Origin of the sequence: Mycobacterium syngnathidarum (genome assembly GCF_001942625.1) — a bacterium.
GTDB classification, from domain to species: domain Bacteria; phylum Actinomycetota; class Actinomycetes; order Mycobacteriales; family Mycobacteriaceae; genus Mycobacterium; species Mycobacterium syngnathidarum.
Genome location: NZ_MLCL01000002.1, coordinates 22,605 through 39,584, shown reverse-complemented (window position 1 = coordinate 39,584; position 16,980 = coordinate 22,605). Strand labels below are relative to the sequence as shown.

The 16,980-nt window shown below is 67.0% G+C and carries 18 protein-coding genes; 8 read left to right on the top strand and 10 right to left on the bottom strand.

The annotated features are described in order from the left end of the window. Window positions 1-139: 139 nt before the first annotated feature. From hsaB to hsaA, 4 genes are read right to left on the bottom strand one after another with little or no spacing between them, the layout of a single operon-like run. On the bottom strand, window positions 140-709 hold the full coding sequence (gene hsaB / locus BKG60_RS01365; protein WP_075909032.1) for a 3-hydroxy-9,10-secoandrosta-1,3,5(10)-triene-9,17-dione monooxygenase reductase subunit: 570 nt from the start codon (window positions 707-709) through the stop codon (window positions 140-142). Window positions 710-722: 13 nt separating this feature from the next. Beyond that, on the bottom strand, window positions 723-1,622 hold the full coding sequence (hsaC, locus tag BKG60_RS01360) for an iron-dependent extradiol dioxygenase HsaC (protein WP_070187796.1): 900 nt from the start codon (window positions 1,620-1,622) through the stop codon (window positions 723-725). Between the two features lie 3 nt (window positions 1,623-1,625). Then, complete coding sequence (gene hsaD, locus BKG60_RS01355; protein WP_075909031.1) at window positions 1,626-2,492, bottom strand: 4,5:9,10-diseco-3-hydroxy-5,9,17-trioxoandrosta-1(10),2-diene-4-oate hydrolase; 867 nt, start codon at window positions 2,490-2,492, stop codon at window positions 1,626-1,628. Between the two features lie 3 nt (window positions 2,493-2,495). After that, on the bottom strand, window positions 2,496-3,686 hold the full coding sequence (gene hsaA, locus BKG60_RS01350) for a 3-hydroxy-9,10-secoandrosta-1,3,5(10)-triene-9,17-dione monooxygenase oxygenase subunit (protein ID WP_070943933.1): 1,191 nt from the start codon (window positions 3,684-3,686) through the stop codon (window positions 2,496-2,498). Between the two features lie 168 nt (window positions 3,687-3,854). Between hsaA and BKG60_RS01345 the strand changes: the two genes are divergently transcribed. Both BKG60_RS01345 and BKG60_RS01340 read left to right on the top strand, forming a co-directional pair. Further along, the gene (locus BKG60_RS01345; RefSeq protein ID WP_075909030.1) at window positions 3,855-4,922 is read left to right on the top strand and encodes a ferredoxin--NADP reductase; all 1,068 of its coding nucleotides are present in this window, start codon (window positions 3,855-3,857) and stop codon (window positions 4,920-4,922) included. A 28-nt stretch (window positions 4,923-4,950) separates the two neighbouring features. Next, window positions 4,951-5,520: a hypothetical protein gene (locus tag BKG60_RS01340; protein ID WP_075909053.1), complete on the top strand. Its 570-nt coding sequence runs from the start codon at window positions 4,951-4,953 to the stop codon at window positions 5,518-5,520. Here the strand turns inward: BKG60_RS01340 and BKG60_RS01335 are convergent. Then, window positions 5,449-5,964, bottom strand: a complete 516-nt coding sequence (locus BKG60_RS01335; RefSeq protein ID WP_075909029.1) for a hypothetical protein — start codon at window positions 5,962-5,964, stop codon at window positions 5,449-5,451. The genes BKG60_RS01340 and BKG60_RS01335 overlap by 72 nt on opposite strands. 60 nt (window positions 5,965-6,024) lie before the next feature. Here BKG60_RS01335 and BKG60_RS01330 point away from each other — a divergent pair, with 60 nt between their 5' ends. Beyond that, on the top strand, window positions 6,025-6,642 hold the full coding sequence (locus BKG60_RS01330) for a TetR/AcrR family transcriptional regulator (RefSeq protein WP_070943930.1): 618 nt from the start codon (window positions 6,025-6,027) through the stop codon (window positions 6,640-6,642). 25 nt (window positions 6,643-6,667) lie between these two features. On the opposite strand, the gene BKG60_RS01325 is transcribed toward BKG60_RS01330, so the two are convergent. Next, entirely contained in the window at window positions 6,668-8,797 is a 2,130-nt protein-coding gene (locus tag BKG60_RS01325; RefSeq protein ID WP_070943929.1) for an acyl-CoA dehydrogenase family protein, read from the bottom strand. A 273-nt stretch (window positions 8,798-9,070) separates the two neighbouring features. Between BKG60_RS01325 and kstR the strand changes: the two genes are divergently transcribed. Both kstR and otsB read left to right on the top strand, forming a co-directional pair. Further along, window positions 9,071-9,676, top strand: coding sequence for a cholesterol catabolism transcriptional regulator KstR (gene kstR / locus BKG60_RS01320; protein WP_165610749.1), 606 nt, complete (start codon window positions 9,071-9,073; stop codon window positions 9,674-9,676). 3 nt (window positions 9,677-9,679) lie between these two features. Next, window positions 9,680-10,429, top strand: coding sequence for a trehalose-phosphatase (otsB, locus tag BKG60_RS01315; protein WP_070943928.1), 750 nt, complete (start codon window positions 9,680-9,682; stop codon window positions 10,427-10,429). Here otsB and BKG60_RS01310 read toward each other — a convergent pair. The 4 genes from BKG60_RS01310 to BKG60_RS01295 are packed head-to-tail and all read right to left on the bottom strand — an operon-like array spanning window position 10,426 to window position 14,196. After that, window positions 10,426-11,526, bottom strand: a complete 1,101-nt coding sequence (locus BKG60_RS01310) for an Rv3575c family transcriptional regulator (RefSeq protein ID WP_070943927.1) — start codon at window positions 11,524-11,526, stop codon at window positions 10,426-10,428. The genes otsB and BKG60_RS01310 overlap by 4 nt on opposite strands. Window positions 11,527-11,537: 11 nt before the next feature. Then, a complete protein-coding gene (locus BKG60_RS01305) occupies window positions 11,538-12,416 on the bottom strand; it encodes a metal ABC transporter permease (RefSeq protein WP_070943926.1) in 879 nt (292 codons plus the stop codon). Continuing rightward, the gene (locus tag BKG60_RS01300) at window positions 12,416-13,195 is read right to left on the bottom strand and encodes a metal ABC transporter ATP-binding protein (RefSeq protein WP_070943925.1); all 780 of its coding nucleotides are present in this window, start codon (window positions 13,193-13,195) and stop codon (window positions 12,416-12,418) included. Before BKG60_RS01300 ends, BKG60_RS01305 begins: the two co-directional genes overlap by 1 nt. Then, a complete protein-coding gene (locus BKG60_RS01295; RefSeq protein WP_070943924.1) occupies window positions 13,195-14,196 on the bottom strand; it encodes a metal ABC transporter solute-binding protein, Zn/Mn family in 1,002 nt (333 codons plus the stop codon). Before BKG60_RS01295 ends, BKG60_RS01300 begins: the two co-directional genes overlap by 1 nt. Before the next feature lie 57 nt (window positions 14,197-14,253). On the opposite strand from BKG60_RS01295, the gene BKG60_RS01290 reads away from it, so the two are divergent. The 3 genes from BKG60_RS01290 to BKG60_RS01280 all read left to right on the top strand — a co-directional run bounded on the left by BKG60_RS01290 (window position 14,254) and on the right by BKG60_RS01280 (window position 16,949). Then, window positions 14,254-15,384, top strand: a complete 1,131-nt coding sequence (locus BKG60_RS01290; RefSeq protein WP_070943923.1) for a GTP-binding protein — start codon at window positions 14,254-14,256, stop codon at window positions 15,382-15,384. A 134-nt stretch (window positions 15,385-15,518) separates the two neighbouring features. Beyond that, window positions 15,519-16,178, top strand: a complete 660-nt coding sequence (bluB, locus tag BKG60_RS01285) for a 5,6-dimethylbenzimidazole synthase (protein WP_070943922.1) — start codon at window positions 15,519-15,521, stop codon at window positions 16,176-16,178. A 9-nt stretch (window positions 16,179-16,187) separates the two neighbouring features. After that, window positions 16,188-16,949, top strand: a complete 762-nt coding sequence (locus tag BKG60_RS01280; RefSeq protein WP_070943921.1) for a LamB/YcsF family protein — start codon at window positions 16,188-16,190, stop codon at window positions 16,947-16,949. Window positions 16,950-16,980 lie beyond the last annotated feature (31 nt).

The window sequence follows — 16,980 nt, the reverse complement described above, 5'->3', positions numbered from 1 at the left end:
CGACCAAAAATTAGCTTAGCTTTCCCTAAATATCAATAGGTATGCCTAACCTGACTTTCGTCTAGGTAAATATGTGCTGAGCGCACGAACTGGGCCCCCTCCGTGAGGAGGGGGCCCATTTCGCGTCAGCTGTGAAAGGTCAGAGCCAGGTGTCGGACGTCGTTGCTGTGAGGAACGCGTCCAGGTCGTCGCGCCACTGCGCCGGGGTGTTCTTGTCCGGCTCGATACCGGTGTACTCGCCGCGGTAGAACAGCAGCGGCCGGGGCTTGCGTTTGGGCACCTCCGACAGCGAATGCACCGAACCGAACACCACGAAGTGGTCGCCGCCGTCGTGCACCGAGTGCACATTGCAATCGATGTGAGCGAGGCTGCCGTCGAGGACCGGAGAACCGAGTTCTGAAGGGCTCCAATCGATTCCGGCGAATTTGTCCGGCGCCTTGGAGCCGAACTGCGCGGACACATGCTGCTGCTTCTCGTGCAGCATGTTCACACAGAACTTCCCGCTGGCCTCGATGGCCTGCCACGCCCGTGACTGCTTGGTGGGGCAGAACAACACCAGCGGCGGGTCGAGCGAGAGCGCGGCAAACGACTGACAGGCAAAGCCGATCGGCACGTCGTCGTGCAGTGTCGTGATGACCGTGACGCCAGTACAGAACTGGCCGAGCACATTTCGGAACGTACGCGGGTCAATCGGCTGAGCCTGTGTCATCTGAACGCCTGCGTTACTTGAATCCGACGGAGAAGTCGTGGCCCCAGAGGCTGATGCCCACGCTCTCGCGGGCGATCCAGCTCTCGTCCTCGACTTCCAATCCTTCACAACCGAATTCCATGTCGAACCCACCGGGGGTCTTCATGTAGAACGACAGCATCTTGTCGTTGATGTGCCGGCCGAGCGTGGCCGACATCTTGACCTTCCGGCGGTCGGCGCGGTCCAGGCACAGGCCGACGTCGTCGGAGTTCTCCACCTCGACCATCAGGTGCACGATGCCCGTCGGGTTGGGCATCGGCATGAAGGCCAGCGCGTGGTGCCGCGGATTGCAGCCGTAGAAGCGCAGCCAGACCGGATCGCCGTCGGCCGGGCGGCCCGCGAGCTGCGGGGGCAGGCTCATCGAGTCGCGCAGCCGGAAGCCGAGCACGTCCTGGTAGAACGCCTGAGCTGCGGCGTCGTCGTCACAGGTCAGCACCACATGCCCCAGACCCTGCTCGGCGGTGACGAACTTGTGGCCATACGGGCTGACGAACCTGCGGCCCAGGTACTGCGCACCGTAGAACGCCTCGAGCACGTTGCCGGACGGATCGGAGAAGCGGATCAGGCCCTCGACCCGGCGCTCGCGGATCTCGTCGCGGGTGCCTTCGACGAAATCGACACCCGCCTTGGACAAGGTCTCCCGCAGGTTCTGCAGGGCGGCAGCGTCGGCAACCTCCCAGCCGGAGATCAGCAACCGGTCCTGTTCGCCGGGCACGATCACCAGGCGGGCCGCGAAGTCGTCCATCCTCAGGTAGAGCGCGCCGGGGATGGCACCGTCCCCCTCGACCATGCCCAGAACCTTCAGCCCGAACTCGCGCCAGGCCGCCACATCGGTGGCCTCGATGCGCATATAGCCGAGTGCCTTGATGCTCATCTGCTAACTCCCAAGGAAATCGATGGTGAGCTTGTTGAACTCGTCGAACTTCTCGACCTGAGCCCAGTGTCCACATTGCCCGAAGACGTGCAGCTGCACCCGCGGAATCTGCTTCACCGCGACCAGCGCGCCGTCGAGCGGATTGACCCGGTCCTCGCGGCCCCAGATCAGCAGCACCGGCTGGCGCAGTTTGTAGACCTCGCGCCACATCATGCCGAGTTCGAAGTCCGCACCGGCGAACGACTTGCCCATCGCCCGGGTGGCGGCCAGCGACTCCGGCGTGCTGGCAATCGCGAACCGCTCGTCGACCAGCTCCGGGGTGACCAGCTTCTGGTCGAACACCATGATCCGGATGAAGGCTTCGAGGTTCTCGCGCGTCGGCTCGACGTTGAACTTGGCCAGCGCCTTGACGCCCTCGGTCGGGTCGGGCGCGAACAGGTTGACGCTGAGGCCACCGGGGCCCATCAGCACCAGCTTGCCCGCCCGGTCCGGGTAGTCCAGCGCGAAGCGCACCGCGGTGCCGCCACCGAGCGAGTTGCCCAGCAGCGGGATCCGGCCCTGCAGACCGAGGTGATCGAACAGTCCGAGCAGCGCCTTGGCGCTGTAGCGGTTGTACTGCTCGTGCTCGGTGTGCTTGTCGGAGAACCCGTAGCCGGGCTGGTCGACCGCCAGCACGTGGTAGTGCTCGGCCAGCACCGCGATGTTGCGGCCGAAGTTCGACCAGCTGGACGCACCGGGCCCGCCGCCGTGCAACAGCACGATGGTCTGCGCGTTGGGATCGCCCGCCTCGTGGTAGTGCAGCCGCATGTCATCTCTGACCTGGGCGTACCGGGAGGTGGATTCGAACGTGATCTCCTGAGTGGCAGTCATGTATCAGACCATCGTGTCGGCCGGAGGCAGGCCGAACTCGTTGTTGCCGAAGATCAGGTAGGCGCGCTCGGGATCGTTTGCGGCGTGCACCCGGCCGGCGTGCGCGTCACGCCAGAACCGTTGCACCGGAGCGTCATTGGACAGCGCGGTGGCACCCGATGCCTCGAAGAGCCGGTCGATCGAGGCGATGGCGCGGCCGGTGGCACGGACCTGATCGCGACGGGCGCGGGCCCGCAGCTCGAACGGGATCTCCTCGCCGGCCACCAGCAGTGCGTACTCGTCGGCGACGTTGCCCGACAGCTGGCGCCAGGCGGCGTCGATGTCGCTGGCCGCCTCGGCGATGCGGATCTTGGCGAACGGATCGTCCTTGGCCTTCTCGCCGGCGAACGCCGCGCGTACCCGCTTGCCCTGGTGCTCGACGTGGGCGTCGTAGGCACCGTAGGCCATGCCCACGATCGGGGCCGAGATGGTAGTGGGATGAATTGTGCCCCAAGGCATCTTGTACACCGGAGCGGTGTTGGTCTCATACCCGCCGGCGGTGCCGTCGTTCATCGCCTTGTAGGACAGGAAGCGGTGCTTGGGCACGAACACGTCCTTGACCACGACCGTGTTGCTGCCGGTGCCGCGCAGGCCGACCACATTCCAGACGTCGTCGATCTGGTAGTCCGTCCGCGGGATCAGGAAGCTGCCGAAGTCGACAGGGCGGCCGTCCTTGATGACCGGGCCACCGAGGAAGGCCCAGGTGGCGTGATCGCAACCCGACGACCAGTTCCAGGCGCCGTTGACGATGTAGCCGTCGCCGGCCTCGGTCACGGTGCCTGCACCCATCGGGGCGTAGGAGGAGGAGATCCGAACCGAGGTGTCCTCACCCCAGACGTCCTGCTGAGCCTGCTGATCGAACAGCGCGAGGTGCCAGTTGTGCACGCCGATGATGCCGGCCACCCATCCGGTGGAACCGCAGGCGCTGGCCAGTCGCCGGACGGCCTCGTAGAAGACCGTCGGGTCGCACTGCAGGCCACCCCACTGCTCGGGCTGCAGCAGCTTGAAGAAACCGACGTCCTCCAGCGCCTTCACGTTCGCGTCGGGCAACTTGCGCAGATCCTCGGTCTCCTGAGCGCGCTCACGCAGCGTCGGCAGCAGTTCATCGATGCCGGCCAGAACCGCCTGCACGTCACGCTGTTCAATGGATGTCACGGAAATGCCTCCCAAGATTCGGACTGCGATGAGCGCGAGCTGACCGCCTAGACAGAGATTAGAACACGTTACGATTTGTGTCGAGTAGCGCCTTGTAATGGTGGGCTGGACCAGGGCAAGTACGTTTTTGTAACATGTTCTAGTTATGAGTGAAGAAAGGGTCCAGCCGTGACTGATGAGCCACTGGGCAGCCATGTGCTCGAACTGCAGGTGAGCGCGGTCATCGAGGAGACGGCCGACGCGCGGTCCCTGGTGTTCTGTGTGCCTGATGGGCCAGGAGATCCGGTCATCCCTTCCGAGAGACTCCGCTACTCCCCGGGCCAGTTCCTGACCCTGCGGGTACCCAGCGAGCGAACCGGCTCGGTGGCCCGCTGCTACTCGCTGTCCAGTTCCCCGGTGACCGACGATCGGCTGACCGTCACGGTCAAGCGAACCGCCGACGGCTACGCGTCAAACTGGTTGTGCGACAACGCCCACGCCGGGATGAAGATGCACGTGCTGGCCCCGTCGGGCAATTTCGTGCCAAAGGATCTCGACACCGACTTCCTGCTTCTGGCCGCGGGCAGCGGCATCACGCCGATGATGGCGATCTGCAAGTCCGCCCTCGCTCAGGGCAGCGGCAACGTCGTCCTCGTCTACGCCAACCGCGACGAGAACTCGGTCATCTTCGGCGCCACCCTGCGCGAGCTGGCCGCCAAATACCCCGACCGGTTCACCGTCGTGCACTGGCTGGAGACCGTGCAGGGGTTGCCGAGCCCCGCGGCGCTGGCCGGCGTCGTCGCGCCCTACGCCTCGCGCGAGGCGTTCATCTGCGGACCCGGGCCGTTCATGGCGGCAGCCGAGCAGGCACTGCAGCAGGCCGGCGCCGCCGACGAGCGCATCCACATCGAGGTGTTCAAGTCGCTGGACTCCGACCCGTTCGCCGCGGTGGTCATCGAGGAAGATGACAGCGATCAGGGGCCGGCCACCGCGGTGGTCACCCTTGACGGCACCACTCACGAGGTCCGCTGGCCGCGTTCGGCCACACTGCTCGACGTCCTGCTGGACAAGGGCCTGGATGCGCCGTTCTCCTGCCGAGAAGGCCACTGCGGTGCGTGCGCGGTGCTCAAGAAGTCCGGCGACGTCGAGATGAAGATCAACGACGTGCTGGAACCCTCCGACCTCGACGAGGGCCTGATCCTGGGATGCCAGGCCACACCGGTGTCAGATTCTGTCGAAGTCACCTACGACGAGTAACGAGCGGATACCTTTCTTGACGATGACGATCAACAGGCTCTCCGCAGCGAGCGCGGCAGCAGTGCTGACCGCGGCAGCGCTGGCGTTTCCCGCGTCGGCCTCCGCGGCCGCAAACTCGTCGGTCACCTCGATCCCCAGCCCACAGGGCGACATCGAGATGCACGTCAGCGCGGACTGCGCAGGCACGCAGTGCACGTTCAACACGCAAGCCAACCTGCTCACGCCGAGCGGCCCCATCGGATTCCCTGGTGACGCGTGGGCACGTCAGACCATCACCCTGCGCAGCTCGAACAAGGACACCTGGCAGGAGGCCTCCTACAGCGCCCCGGCCGGCATGCCGCGAGAAATCAAGGGATCCAACCACGACAACGTGCTGTCGAAGCTGTACCGCTCGGTCAACAAAGTGGAGATCTCGGCGACGTACTTCGGTGGCGGGCCGATCGAACGCTTCCGCATCGAGGGCGTGTCAACCCCGACCGAGTGGCGGACCGGTCAGCCGAACACCAAGGACGACTTCATCATCTGCTCAGTCATCCAGGTGGTGTTCGGGGGGGTCAACCTGACCACGCCCACGGCCTGCACCACGACGCGCTTCTGACATGTGCTTGTCCACGAGCTTGCGCCACCGGCGGTGCCGGTAGGCGTAGATGCCGCGGGCAAGCGCTGCCACCGCTGGGGTGAGCCGGCCTGCGTCGATCTCGACGGTGTCGCTGTAGCGGCACGACCGATCGGTGACCGGTTCGACGTGCAACGTGTGGTCCCAGGACCGCAGCACCCCGCCGTACTCGTGAGTGCGGATGGTGCGGGTGGTGTCGTCGACCTCGAGGACCTCGATGGTGTGCCGGTAGGCCGGGATGACGTGAAAGGCCATCAGCCAACCCGTTCCGCTGTCCCCGGCCCCGAACGGTTCGGTGCGCCCGGCCAGGGCCGGCACCCCGAACAGGCCCCGGCAGACGTAGAGAAACGTCGGGACCTGCTGCATGGCCTGCCACACTCGTCCGGTGTCGGCGGGCAGAATCGTTTCAACGTGTATGCGCTGCATGTCACCAATTTTCGAGAGCTGCGCACCGGCTGACTACTCGCTTTTCGTGCGGAGGTGGCGATGACGCCGACAGACCGGTTCCGGGCCCGTAAACAGCCCAGACAGCAGCGCGCTGTGGAAACCCGGCAGGCCATCCTCGAAGCGGCCGCTCGCGTTTTCGCCGAGTACGGCTATGCCGCGGGCACCACCAACCGCATTGCCGAAGCCGCGGATCTGTCGATCGGCTCGCTGTATCAGTACTTCCCGAACAAGGACTCGATCCTGTCGGCGCTGACCGATGCCCACGTCGACGCCGGGGCGGCGCTGCTGCGCGACCGCACCGCGGCCGGTCTGCCCGAATCACTGGAGGAGCTGCTGCGGCTGTTCGTCCGGACGGCGATCGACAACCACCGCGACGACACCCGTCTGCACCGCGTGCTGTTCGAAGAGGCTCCGCGGTCACCGGTCTTGCTGGATCGGCTACACCGGGCCGAAGAAGGTGCCGTCGGTGCGGCAAAAGCCTTGCTGGACAGTCATTCCGACGTGACTGTGGCCGACACAGCATTCGCGGCCCGCATGGTGGTCGCGACCGTCGAATCGCTGACCCACCGGCTGTTGGCGTGCGAGAAGCCCGCCGATGCCGAACAACTCGAGGACGGCATCGTCACGATGCTGGCGGGCTACCTGCGGGGTCACTGACCCCGCGAGCGGGGAGAAAGTGCGCCTAGCGCGGCAGACCGAGCAAGCGCTCACCGGCGACGGTCAGCAGGATCTGCTCGGTTCCCCCGGCGATCGTCAGGCAGCGGGTGTTGAGGAAGTCGTGCACCTCCTGGTTGCGCACCGCACCCCCGCCGTCGGACAGTTCCAGCCGGAACTCGGCCAGCGCCTGGCGGTAGCGAACCCCGATCAGCTTGCGGGCACTGGCCTGCGCGCCGGTGTCCTGACCACTGACCGCCAGCTGGGCGATCCGCTGATCCAGCAGCGAACCCACCTGCGCGGTCAGGATCAACCCGCCCAGCCGGTCCAGATCGGCCGGGTCCACATCCGGCTGGGCACCGAGGGTGCGCAGCAGTTCCTCCATCGGATTGCCCAGCGCGGTACCGCCGGCCATCGCCACCCGCTCGTTGGCCAGGGTGGTGCGGGCCAGCCGCCAGCCGTCGTTGACGGTGCCCACCACCATCTCGTCGGACACGAACACGTCGTCGAAGAACACCTCGTTGAACAGCTCGTCACCGGTGATCTCGCGCAGCGGACGGATCACGATGCCCGGCGTCTTCATGTCGATCAGGAAGTAGGTGATGCCTTTATGTTTTGGGGCCTCTGCGTCCGTGCGGGCCAGGCACACACCCCAGTGCGCCTTCTGCGCCGCCGAGGTCCACACCTTCTGGCCGGTCAGCTTCCAGCCCGGCTCACCGTTGGGACCTTCTGCGCGAACAGCTTTCATGCGCAGCGCGGCCAAGTCCGATCCGGCGCCCGGCTCGGAGAACAACTGGCACCAAGCCAGGTCACCGCGCAGGGTGGCCGGCACGAACTGGTCGATCTGCTCCGGGCTGCCGTGCTCCAGGATCGTCGGCACCGCCCACCAGCCGATCACCAGATCCGGACGCTCCACCTCGGCGGCGGCGAGCTCCTGATCGATCAGCAGCTGTTCGGCCGGAGAGGCGTTGCGGCCGTAGGGGCGTGGCCAGTGCGGGGCCAGCAGCCCCGACTCCGCCAGGGCCACCTGCCGCTTTTCCACCGGCTGCGCGGCCACCTCGGCGACCGCGGCGCCGATCTCCGGACGCAGGTCGGCCACCGACTCCAGATCGATCCGCAGCTCACGCCGCACACCCTGCTGGGTCAGAGCAGACACGCGGCGGATCCAGCGACGCCGGCCACCGAGCGCGTGCGAAATCCCGTATGCGCGACGCAGATACAGATGTGCCTCGTGCTCCCAGGTGATGCCGATGCCGCCCAGCACCTGGATGCAGTCTTTGGCGTTGGCCTCGGCCGCATCCACGCCCGCGGCGGCCGCGACCGCGGCAGCGATCGACAACTGGGAATCGTCGGACTCCGACACCGCACGCGCCGCGTCGGCGGCCGACACCGAGACCTGCTCAGAGCGCAGCAGCATCTCGGCACACATGTGCTTGACGGCCTGGAAGCTGCCGATCGGTTTACCGAACTGCTCGCGCACCTTGGCGTACTCGGTGGCGGTCTGCAGGGTCCAGCGCGCCAGCCCGGCAGCCTCGGCCGCCAGGACGGCGGCGGTGATGTCGGAGAACCGCTGCCGTGAGACGTCCAGCACCTGAGCGGGCGCGGAATCGAACACGACGCGGGCCAGCGGCAGCGAGAAGTCGGTGGCGGTCAGCAGTTCGATGCTCACACCCGCGGCGTTCCCGTCGACCAGCACCACCTGGTCCCCGGCGGGCAGCAGCAACACCCCGGCGGCGTCGGCGCCCAGGACGTAGTCAGCGGTACCGGACACCTTGCCGGTTTCGAACGTCAGGTCTGCGCTCAGGGCCGCTCCGGCCGTCCGCTCACCCGAGACCAGGGCCTCGAGCACGGCTTCGTCGCTGACGATCAGGGTGGCCAGCGCCGTCGTGGCCACCGGACCGGGCGCCAGCGCGGCGGCGGCCTCGTCGACCATCGCGCACAGATCCTCGACCGTGCCGCCGGCCCCACCCTGTTCCTCGGGGACCGCAACGCTGAAGATCCCTAGTTCGGCGAGACCCTGAAACGGCCCGCGCCAGGCATCGGCATCGTGTTCAGCGGATCGGACGGCCGCGGCGGTGTCGGTCGCACCGGCCCAGCTCCTAACCAGGTCACGGGCGGCAAACTGCTCGTCGGTGATGGTCGCAGACGCGCCGGACATGGTGGACCTCCTAGCCCCTAACGCGAGAAGTCCGTGCTTCCCACTAGAACGTGTTCTAATGGTGACAGTGTTCGACCGTCAAGTCGACCCGCATCACAGCAGGACACGTCCGTGTGTTTACCGGCGCGGAGGTGCGTAGAAGGAGATTGCCGTGCGTATCGTTTTTGACCAGGTACGCGCCGAGAGGGGGCCACACACCGCATGTCCAGCGCACCACAGCAGGCAGGCAGCGAATCGTCCGGGTCGGACACCCGACCGCGTGAGGTTCTGAACGTGGCTGTCCTCGCCGAATCCGAACTGGGATCAGAAGCACAGCGGGAGCGTCGCAAGCGCATCCTCGACGCCACCCTGGCCATCGCCTCCAAGGGCGGCTACGAGGCCGTCCAGATGCGTGCCGTGGCCGAGCGTGCCGACGTCGCCGTCGGCACGCTCTACCGCTACTTCCCCTCCAAAGTCCATCTCCTGGTCTCGGCCCTCGGACGGGAATTCGAACGCATCGACGCCAAGACCGACCGGGCAGCCCTCTCCGGCGGCACCCCGTATCAGCGGCTGAGCTTCATGGTCGGCAAGCTGAACCGGGCCATGCAGCGCAACCCGCTGCTCACCGAGGCCATGACACGGGCGTTCGTCTTCGCCGACGCCTCCGCCGCCGGTGAGGTCGACCACGTCGGCAAGTTGATGGACTCGATGTTCGCCCGGGCCATGAGTGACGGCGAGCCGACCGAGGACCAGTACCACATCGCCCGGGTCATCTCGGATGTGTGGCTGTCCAACCTGCTGGCCTGGCTGACCCGCCGGGCCTCGGCCACCGACGTCAGCAAGCGACTGGACCTGGCCGTGCGGCTGCTGATCGGCGCAGAGGACAAACCTAAGATCTAGCGGGTGAGCCTTCCCGCCGAACTGACCGAAGCGCTGACGGCCGCGGCCCGCGCCGACCGGCTGCTCATCACCTCCGATTTCGACGGCACCCTGGCCCCGATCGTCAACAATCCTGCCGACGCGCGCCCACTGCGCGACGGCGCCGAAGCCCTTGTGGCACTGGCGCAGTGTCCGCACACCTGGACCGCCCTGATCTCCGGCCGTGCGCTGGAGGTACTGCGGGAACTGTCCGGGATGCCCGCAGCCGTGCACATGGTCGGCAGCCACGGCGCCGAATTCGACTCCGGGTTCTCCCATCCCATCGACCGCGACCTGCTGGCTCGGATCGCCGCCGAGCTCACCTCGATCGCCGCCACCCGGCCGGGGGTGGCCGTCGAGCTCAAACCGGCGAGCGTGGCTTTGCACGTCCGCAATGCCGAACCCGCCGATGCCGAAGCCGCGAGCGCGCAGGCACTCGAGGCCGCACAAAACTGGGATGCGCAGCTGACCAAGGGCAAGGCCGTGCTCGAGTTCGCGGTGATCACCACCGACAAGGGCGAGGCGATCGACATCTTGCGTGACGAGCAGCAGGCGTCGGCGGTGGTCTACTTCGGCGACGACGTCACCGACGAGAAGGCGTTCCGCCGGCTGCGTGACGGCGACGTCGGCGTCAAGGTGGGGCCGGGAGACACACTGGCCGGTTACCGCGTCCACGAGCCCGACGATGTCGTGGCCGCGCTGAAGTTCCTGCTGGCCGCGCGCGCGGCGAACTAGGCCGGCGGGCCCGACGTCCGGCCGCGCACCACCTCGGTGGGAAGCACGTCGATCACCGGCAGCCCATCGCGCGGTGGATTGTGCAGCAACTCCCCGGCCCGCCGCCCTTTGGCCACACTGGGCTGCACCACCGTGGACAGGCCGCGGCGCAATGCCTCCGGCACCCCGTCGAACCCGGTCACCGTCATCTCACCCGGCACGTAGATGCCCCGCGAACGCAGATAGTCCATGGCGGACAAGGCCAGTACGTCGGCGGTGCACATCAGTGCGGTGATGCGGGGATTGGCATCCAATGCCACCTCGGCGGCCAACCCCCCGGAGGTCGGCAGATGGTCGTAGCTCTCCACCACGGTGAGGGTGCCCGGCGCCAGGCCGGCGGCCGTCATCGCGTCGTACACACCGTGAATGCGTTCGCGCTGCACGTGGAAATGCGGAGACAACACCCGATCCGGATCGGCCAGTGCGGGTTTCGTGCTTTCGTGGGGCCGGTCGCGGCCCAGCCGCATGGTCAGCAGTCCGATGTCGCGGTGCCCCAGCTCCATCACGTGCTCGGCCAGCCGCCGCATCCCACCGCGATCGTCGATGCCGACCCGCGACACCCCGGGCACGTCTTTGGGCTGATCCACCACCACAACCGGCAATTGGCGCTGGCGCACCACCGGCAGATACGGATCGTCGTCGGAGGCCGAATACACCACGAATCCGTCGACGCCGGCCGCGAGCACCGCCGCGGCGCCGTCCTCGAAACTGCGGTTGGGTCCGATGGCCACCAGCAGCAACCCCTGCCCCACCGCCTCGCAGGATTCGGCAAGCCCGGCAACGAAATCCAGTGCGGCCGGGTCACTGAACGAGTAGTTGAGCGGCTCGGTGATGATCAACCCGACGGCACCGGCCTTGCGGGTGCGCAACGAGCGTGCCACCGGATCGGGCCCGGCATAGCCCAGCCGCTTGGCCGCATCGAAGATTCTGTCGCGGAGCTCGGCGGACAACTGGTCCGGACGGTTGTACGCGTTGGAGATCGTGGTCCGCGACACCTTCAGCTCGGCTGCCAACGACGCCAGGGTGGCCCGCCGCGGCGGGTGCGGACTCCTTGGCATGCTGTCTGAGGCTAGTGGATCGTCGAATTCCTCACCCGGTCAACCGTCCACACCGCCAGCCAGATCCCGCACGCAATCGTCACGATCACGAAGCTCGGCGGCATGTTGAAGATCGCCGACACCGCCAAACCCGCCCACACCGACACGACGCTGATCCCGGTCGAGATCATCATCGCCAGAACCGGTCGCGCGGTCACCATGATCGCCGTCGCGGCCGGGGTGACGACGAGCGCGAACAACAGCAACGTGCCCACGGCCAGCACCGCCATCGTCACCGCCACCCCCAGCAGGACCATGAACAGCACCGACAATGCCCGTACCGGCACCCCTTTGGCCTCGGCCACCTGCGCGTTGACCGATGCGAACAGCAGTGGGCGGAAAACGAATACGACCGTGGCGGCCAACAGGAGCAGCAGCGCGGTGAAGGTCAGCAACTGCTGATGCGTGATGGCCAGCAGATTGCCGAACAACACGTTGGTCAGGGTGGACGAATTCTTGGTGGCCAACGAGTTGAAGAACAACCCGAAGCCGGTGGCCAGGGCCAGCACCGTGCCGGTGGCCACCTCGCGATCATGCGCGCGACTGCCCAGCGCCCCGATCACCAGGGCCCCGCCGACGCAGAACGCCAACAGGCCAAACCCGACCGGAAGCCCCAGCAGCGCCGCTCCGGTGGCGCCGGGCAGGCCGATGTGGGCCAGTGCGTGGGCGGCGAATGCGGTGTTACGCACGATGACGAAGTAGCCGATCAGCCCGGCAGCCAACGCCACCAACGTGCCGCCGATCAACGCGTTGCGCATGAAGGCCGAGGTCAGGATCTGCCACCAGTTGTACTGGTAGCCCAGTGCCAGATTCCCCTGGGTGAACGTTGCAGCAATCAGGCTCGCCGACATCACCCGCTCCTCATGTACATCTGCCCCAGCGGGGTGTGGGCCACCTGCACCTTGGTCCCGTAGAGGTGGGTCAGCAGGTCATCGTCCACCACCTCGTCGATGGCCGCGTGGTGGGCGTGGCCGTCGAGCAGATAGATGGCACTGTCGAGCACGCTCAGCAGCGGGTTGAGGTCATGGGCGACAACGAGAATGGTGACGCCGAGGTCGGCGTTGAGCCGGGCCAGCAACTGCACGATCTCGTGCTGGTTGCGCAAATCGAGCGCGGCCAGGGGTTCGTCGAGGATGAGCATCTTCGGATGTCCGACAAGGGCATTGGCCAACGCGATGCGCTGCCGCTGACCGCCGGACAGTTCCGACAGTCGCATGGTGGCGAAGCCGGTGGCCTCGACCCACGCCAAGGCCTCGTCGACCCGGGCCTTCTCGGCAGCCAAGGTCCGGGAGAAGCCCCAGCGCCGCCCGGTGAGGCCCAGGGTCACCGCGCCGCGGGCCCGGATGGCCTCGCCCGCGCCGTCGGCATAATCCTGCGGGACGTAACCGATCAGGTCGTTGTGCTCACCCGGTGCACCGCCGAGCACCCGCACCGAACCCGAGGCTGCGGGCAGTAGGCCCAAGATCACCTGCAGCATCGTGGACTTGCCCGATCCGTTGGAGCCGATCAGCGCGACGATGCCGCCGGCCGGGATCTCGAAGGTGCCCTCCGACCAGATCAACCGGCCCCCGCGTACGGCACTGACGTCGTCGAAGACGAGGGCCGGTGAAGGTGTGGTCTCGCTGGACACTAGGTCTGAATTCCGAGCGCTTTGGCAAGCGCGGTCAGTTGATTCACCTGCCAAGCCTCGAACGAATCCGCTCCCGGCGCCACCGTTTCGGTGACATCGACAACCGGAATTCCGGCACTCTCGGCTGCGGACCGGATCTGTTTGGGCAGCGAGCCCTCGGTCTGGGTGTTGTAGATCAGCACATCGACCCCGTGATCGGCGAGTAGGCGCAGGAATGCATCCAGGTCGGCCGGTGACGGGTCGGACTCGTTGGACGTGGCCGCCTGATAGCCCGGAGGCGTCTGGTTGACCAGTCCGAGCGCCGTTGCCATGTTGTCGAACACCGTCTCGGTGGCGGCGTAGCGCTTACCGGCGGCCTTGGTCTTGATGTCGGTGATCAGCTGCTGGTAAGGCTGCATCGAGGTGGTGAACTCGGCGCGGCGCTGCGCAAAGTAGTCGCGCGCGTCGGGTGCCAGCTGGCTCAGCTCCTCGGTGATCGTGTCGGCGACGCCGGTCACCGCGGCCGGGTCGTACCAGGCGTGCGGGTTGGCCGATTGCTCGTCAGCATGTGCGCCGCCTTCCCCATTGCCATGGTCATGGTTGTCATCGCCGGTCCCGGTCCCGGTGGCGGAGACGACGACGGCGTTGGGCGCCGTGCTCTGGGCCAACTTGGCCGCCCATTCGTCGTAGTGCCCGCCGTTCATGACCACCAACTGCGCGCCCTGGAACTTGGCCGCGTCCGCGGGCGATGGTTCGAAGTCATGCGGGTCGACCGAGGAGCCGGCCAGCACGGTGGTCACCTTCGCGCAGTCGCCGCCCAGTGCGGACGCGATGTCACCCCACTGGTCGACGCTGACGACGACGTTGACCGGTGTGGTCACGCAGTTGCCTGGGGAGTCGGACTGCCGGGTCTGTTCGGAGCCGCAGGAAATGACGGCGAGTGGTGTGGCCAGCATCAACGCGGTGGCCACGGCGCGGAGGTTCAGAGGCGAGAGCACGGCGATAACGATAACCGTTTGCATTAGGAGACGCACGCCCGGATGATGATTTATTGAAAATCGTTTTCATTAAGGAGTGCGATGTCCGACCTGCTACCCGTCACCGTCCTGTCCGGCTTCCTCGGCGCAGGCAAGACCACGCTCTTGAACCACATCCTGGCGAACCGGGAGGGCAGACGCGTCGCCGTGATCGTCAACGACATGAGTGAGGTCAACATCGACGCGGCGCTCATCGCCGGGCAGGGGCACCTCGACCGCACCGAGGAGAAACTCGTCGAGCTGACCAACGGCTGCATCTGCTGCACGCTGCGCGAGGACCTGGTGGAGGCCGTCGGCGCACTGGCCCGGCAGAACCGGTTCGACAACCTGGTCATCGAGTCGACCGGGATCTCCGAGCCCATGCCGGTCGCCGCGACGTTCGAGTGGGAGTTCGAGGACGGGTTCCAGCTCGGCCGGCTCGCGAAACTGGACACCCTGGTGACGGTCGTCGACGCGTCCACGTTCTTGACCGAGGTCGTCCGCGGTGACGGCCTGGCCGACCGGGATCTGGCCGCCGGCGACGGCGATGCCCGCAGCATCGCCGACCTGCTCACCGACCAGGTGGAGTTCGCCGACGTCATCCTGCTCAACAAGACCGACCTGGTGAGCCCGGCGACCCTCGACACCGTCGAAACGCTGCTGCGCAGGCTGAATCCGACCGCCAAGCTGATCCGGACCGACCACGGCGTCGTCGATATCGGCGAGGTACTGGGCACCGGGCTGTTCGATCCGGAGGCCGCCGCCCAGACCCCGGGCTGGGACGAGGAGATCGCCGACGGACACACACCCGAGACCGAGGAGTACGGCATCAGCTCGATGACCTTCCGCTCCGACCGGCCGTTTCACCCGCAGCGCCTCGGCGAAGCGCTCGGTCAGGTGACAAGGGTGTTGCGCAGCAAGGGATTCTGCTGGATCGCCAGCCGCCCGACGATCGCCGCCATATGGTCACAGGCCGGCCCGAACCTGGTGATCGAGCCGGCGCAGTACTGGTCGGGCACCGAGATCGCGCCGGGTCAGGAGATCGTGTTCATCGGGATAAAGCTCGACCGCGACAAGGTCCACCGGCTACTCGACGGGGCCCTGCTGACCGACGCCGAACTGGCCGAGGGCAAGCAGGCCTGGACCGGCTACCCGGACCCGCTACCGGCCTGGAACGTCACCCACGCGCATTGACCGGAGTGCGTCAGGCCGAAAGGCCACTTATGACACGCAATTTGGTCAAACGTGTGTCATAGCTGGCCACCCGCGAGCACGAACACCCCAACTGGCGCTCCGCACGGCCGAGCACCCCGCCTAAGCTCGACGCTGTGTCCGAGCACGCCTTCAGCCCCGACGAGCGACGCGCCGTGTACCGCGCCATCGCCGAACGCCGCGACATGCGCCGGTTCGTCCCCGGCAGCACCGTCGCCCCCGAGGTCCTCGGCCGGCTGCTGCAAGCCGCCCACGCGGCGCCGAGCGTCGGACTGATGCAGCCGTGGCGATTCATCCGGATCACCGATGAGGCGCTGCGCGGCAAGATCCACGCGCTGGTCGACGAGGAGCGCATCCACACCGCAGACGCGCTGGGGTCCCGCGGGGAGGAATTCCTGGCGCTCAAGGTGGAGGGCATTCTCGACTGCGCCGAGCTGTTCGTCGTCGCCCTCGGCGAGAACCGCGACCGGCATGTCTTCGGCCGTCGCACGCTACCGCAGATGGACCTGGCCTCGGTGTCCTGCGCGATCCAGAACATGTGGCTGGCCGCCCGGGCCGAGGGCCTCGGCATGGGGTGGGTGTCGATCTTCGAGCCACTGCCGCTGGCACAACTCATGGGCATGCCCGCCGATGCCGAGCCGGTGGCGATCCTGTGCCTGGGACCGGTGCCCGAGTTTCCGGACCGGCCAGTGCTGGAGATCGAGCACTGGACAGTCGGCCGCCCCCTGCCCGAATTCGTGTCCGAGAACGGTTGGCCGGCCGCGGCGGCCCCTTAGGCTGGTGAGGTGGCTGCATCCGTCGACCTCAACGCCGATCTCGGTGAGGGCTTCGGCGCCTGGAAGCTCGGCGACGACGAGGCCATGCTGGGCCTGGTCACCAGCGCCAACGTGGCCTGCGGGTTCCATGCGGGCGATCCGGCGCTGCTGCTGCAGACCTGCCGGGAGGCCGCGGCGCGGGGCGTGCGCGTCGGCGCCCAGGTCAGCTACCGGGACCTGGCCGGATTCGGACGACGCTTCATCGACGTCACGCCCGAGGATCTGACCGCAGACGTGATCTATCAGATCGGCGCGCTGCAGGGTATTGCCCAGGCCGCGGGCACCGCCGTGACATACGTGAAACCCCATGGCGCGCTGTACAACACGATTGTCCGTCACCGCGAACAGGCAGAGGCGGTGGCCGCGGCGGTGCGCGCCGTCGACGCCGGCCTTCCGGTGCTGGGGTTGTCCGGTTCGGTGTTCTTCGAACAGGCCCGGCAACTCGGACTCCGCACCGTGGCCGAGGCCTTCGCCGACCGCGCCTACCAGGCCGACGGAACGCTGGTGTCACGTCGCGAACCGGGCGCAGTGCTGCACGACCCCGTGGCCATCGCCGAACGGGTGGCCACGATGGTGACGACGGGCCGGGTCATTGCCGTCGACGGCACCACCGTGCCCATCGTCGTGGAATCGATTTGCGTACACGGCGATTCACCGGGCGCGGTGCAGATCGCAGCGGCGGTACGTGACCGCCTGAGGGCCGGGGGTACCGAGCTGTCACCGTTCAGCTGACCAGGCCACCTGGGCTTTATTGGTAATGATT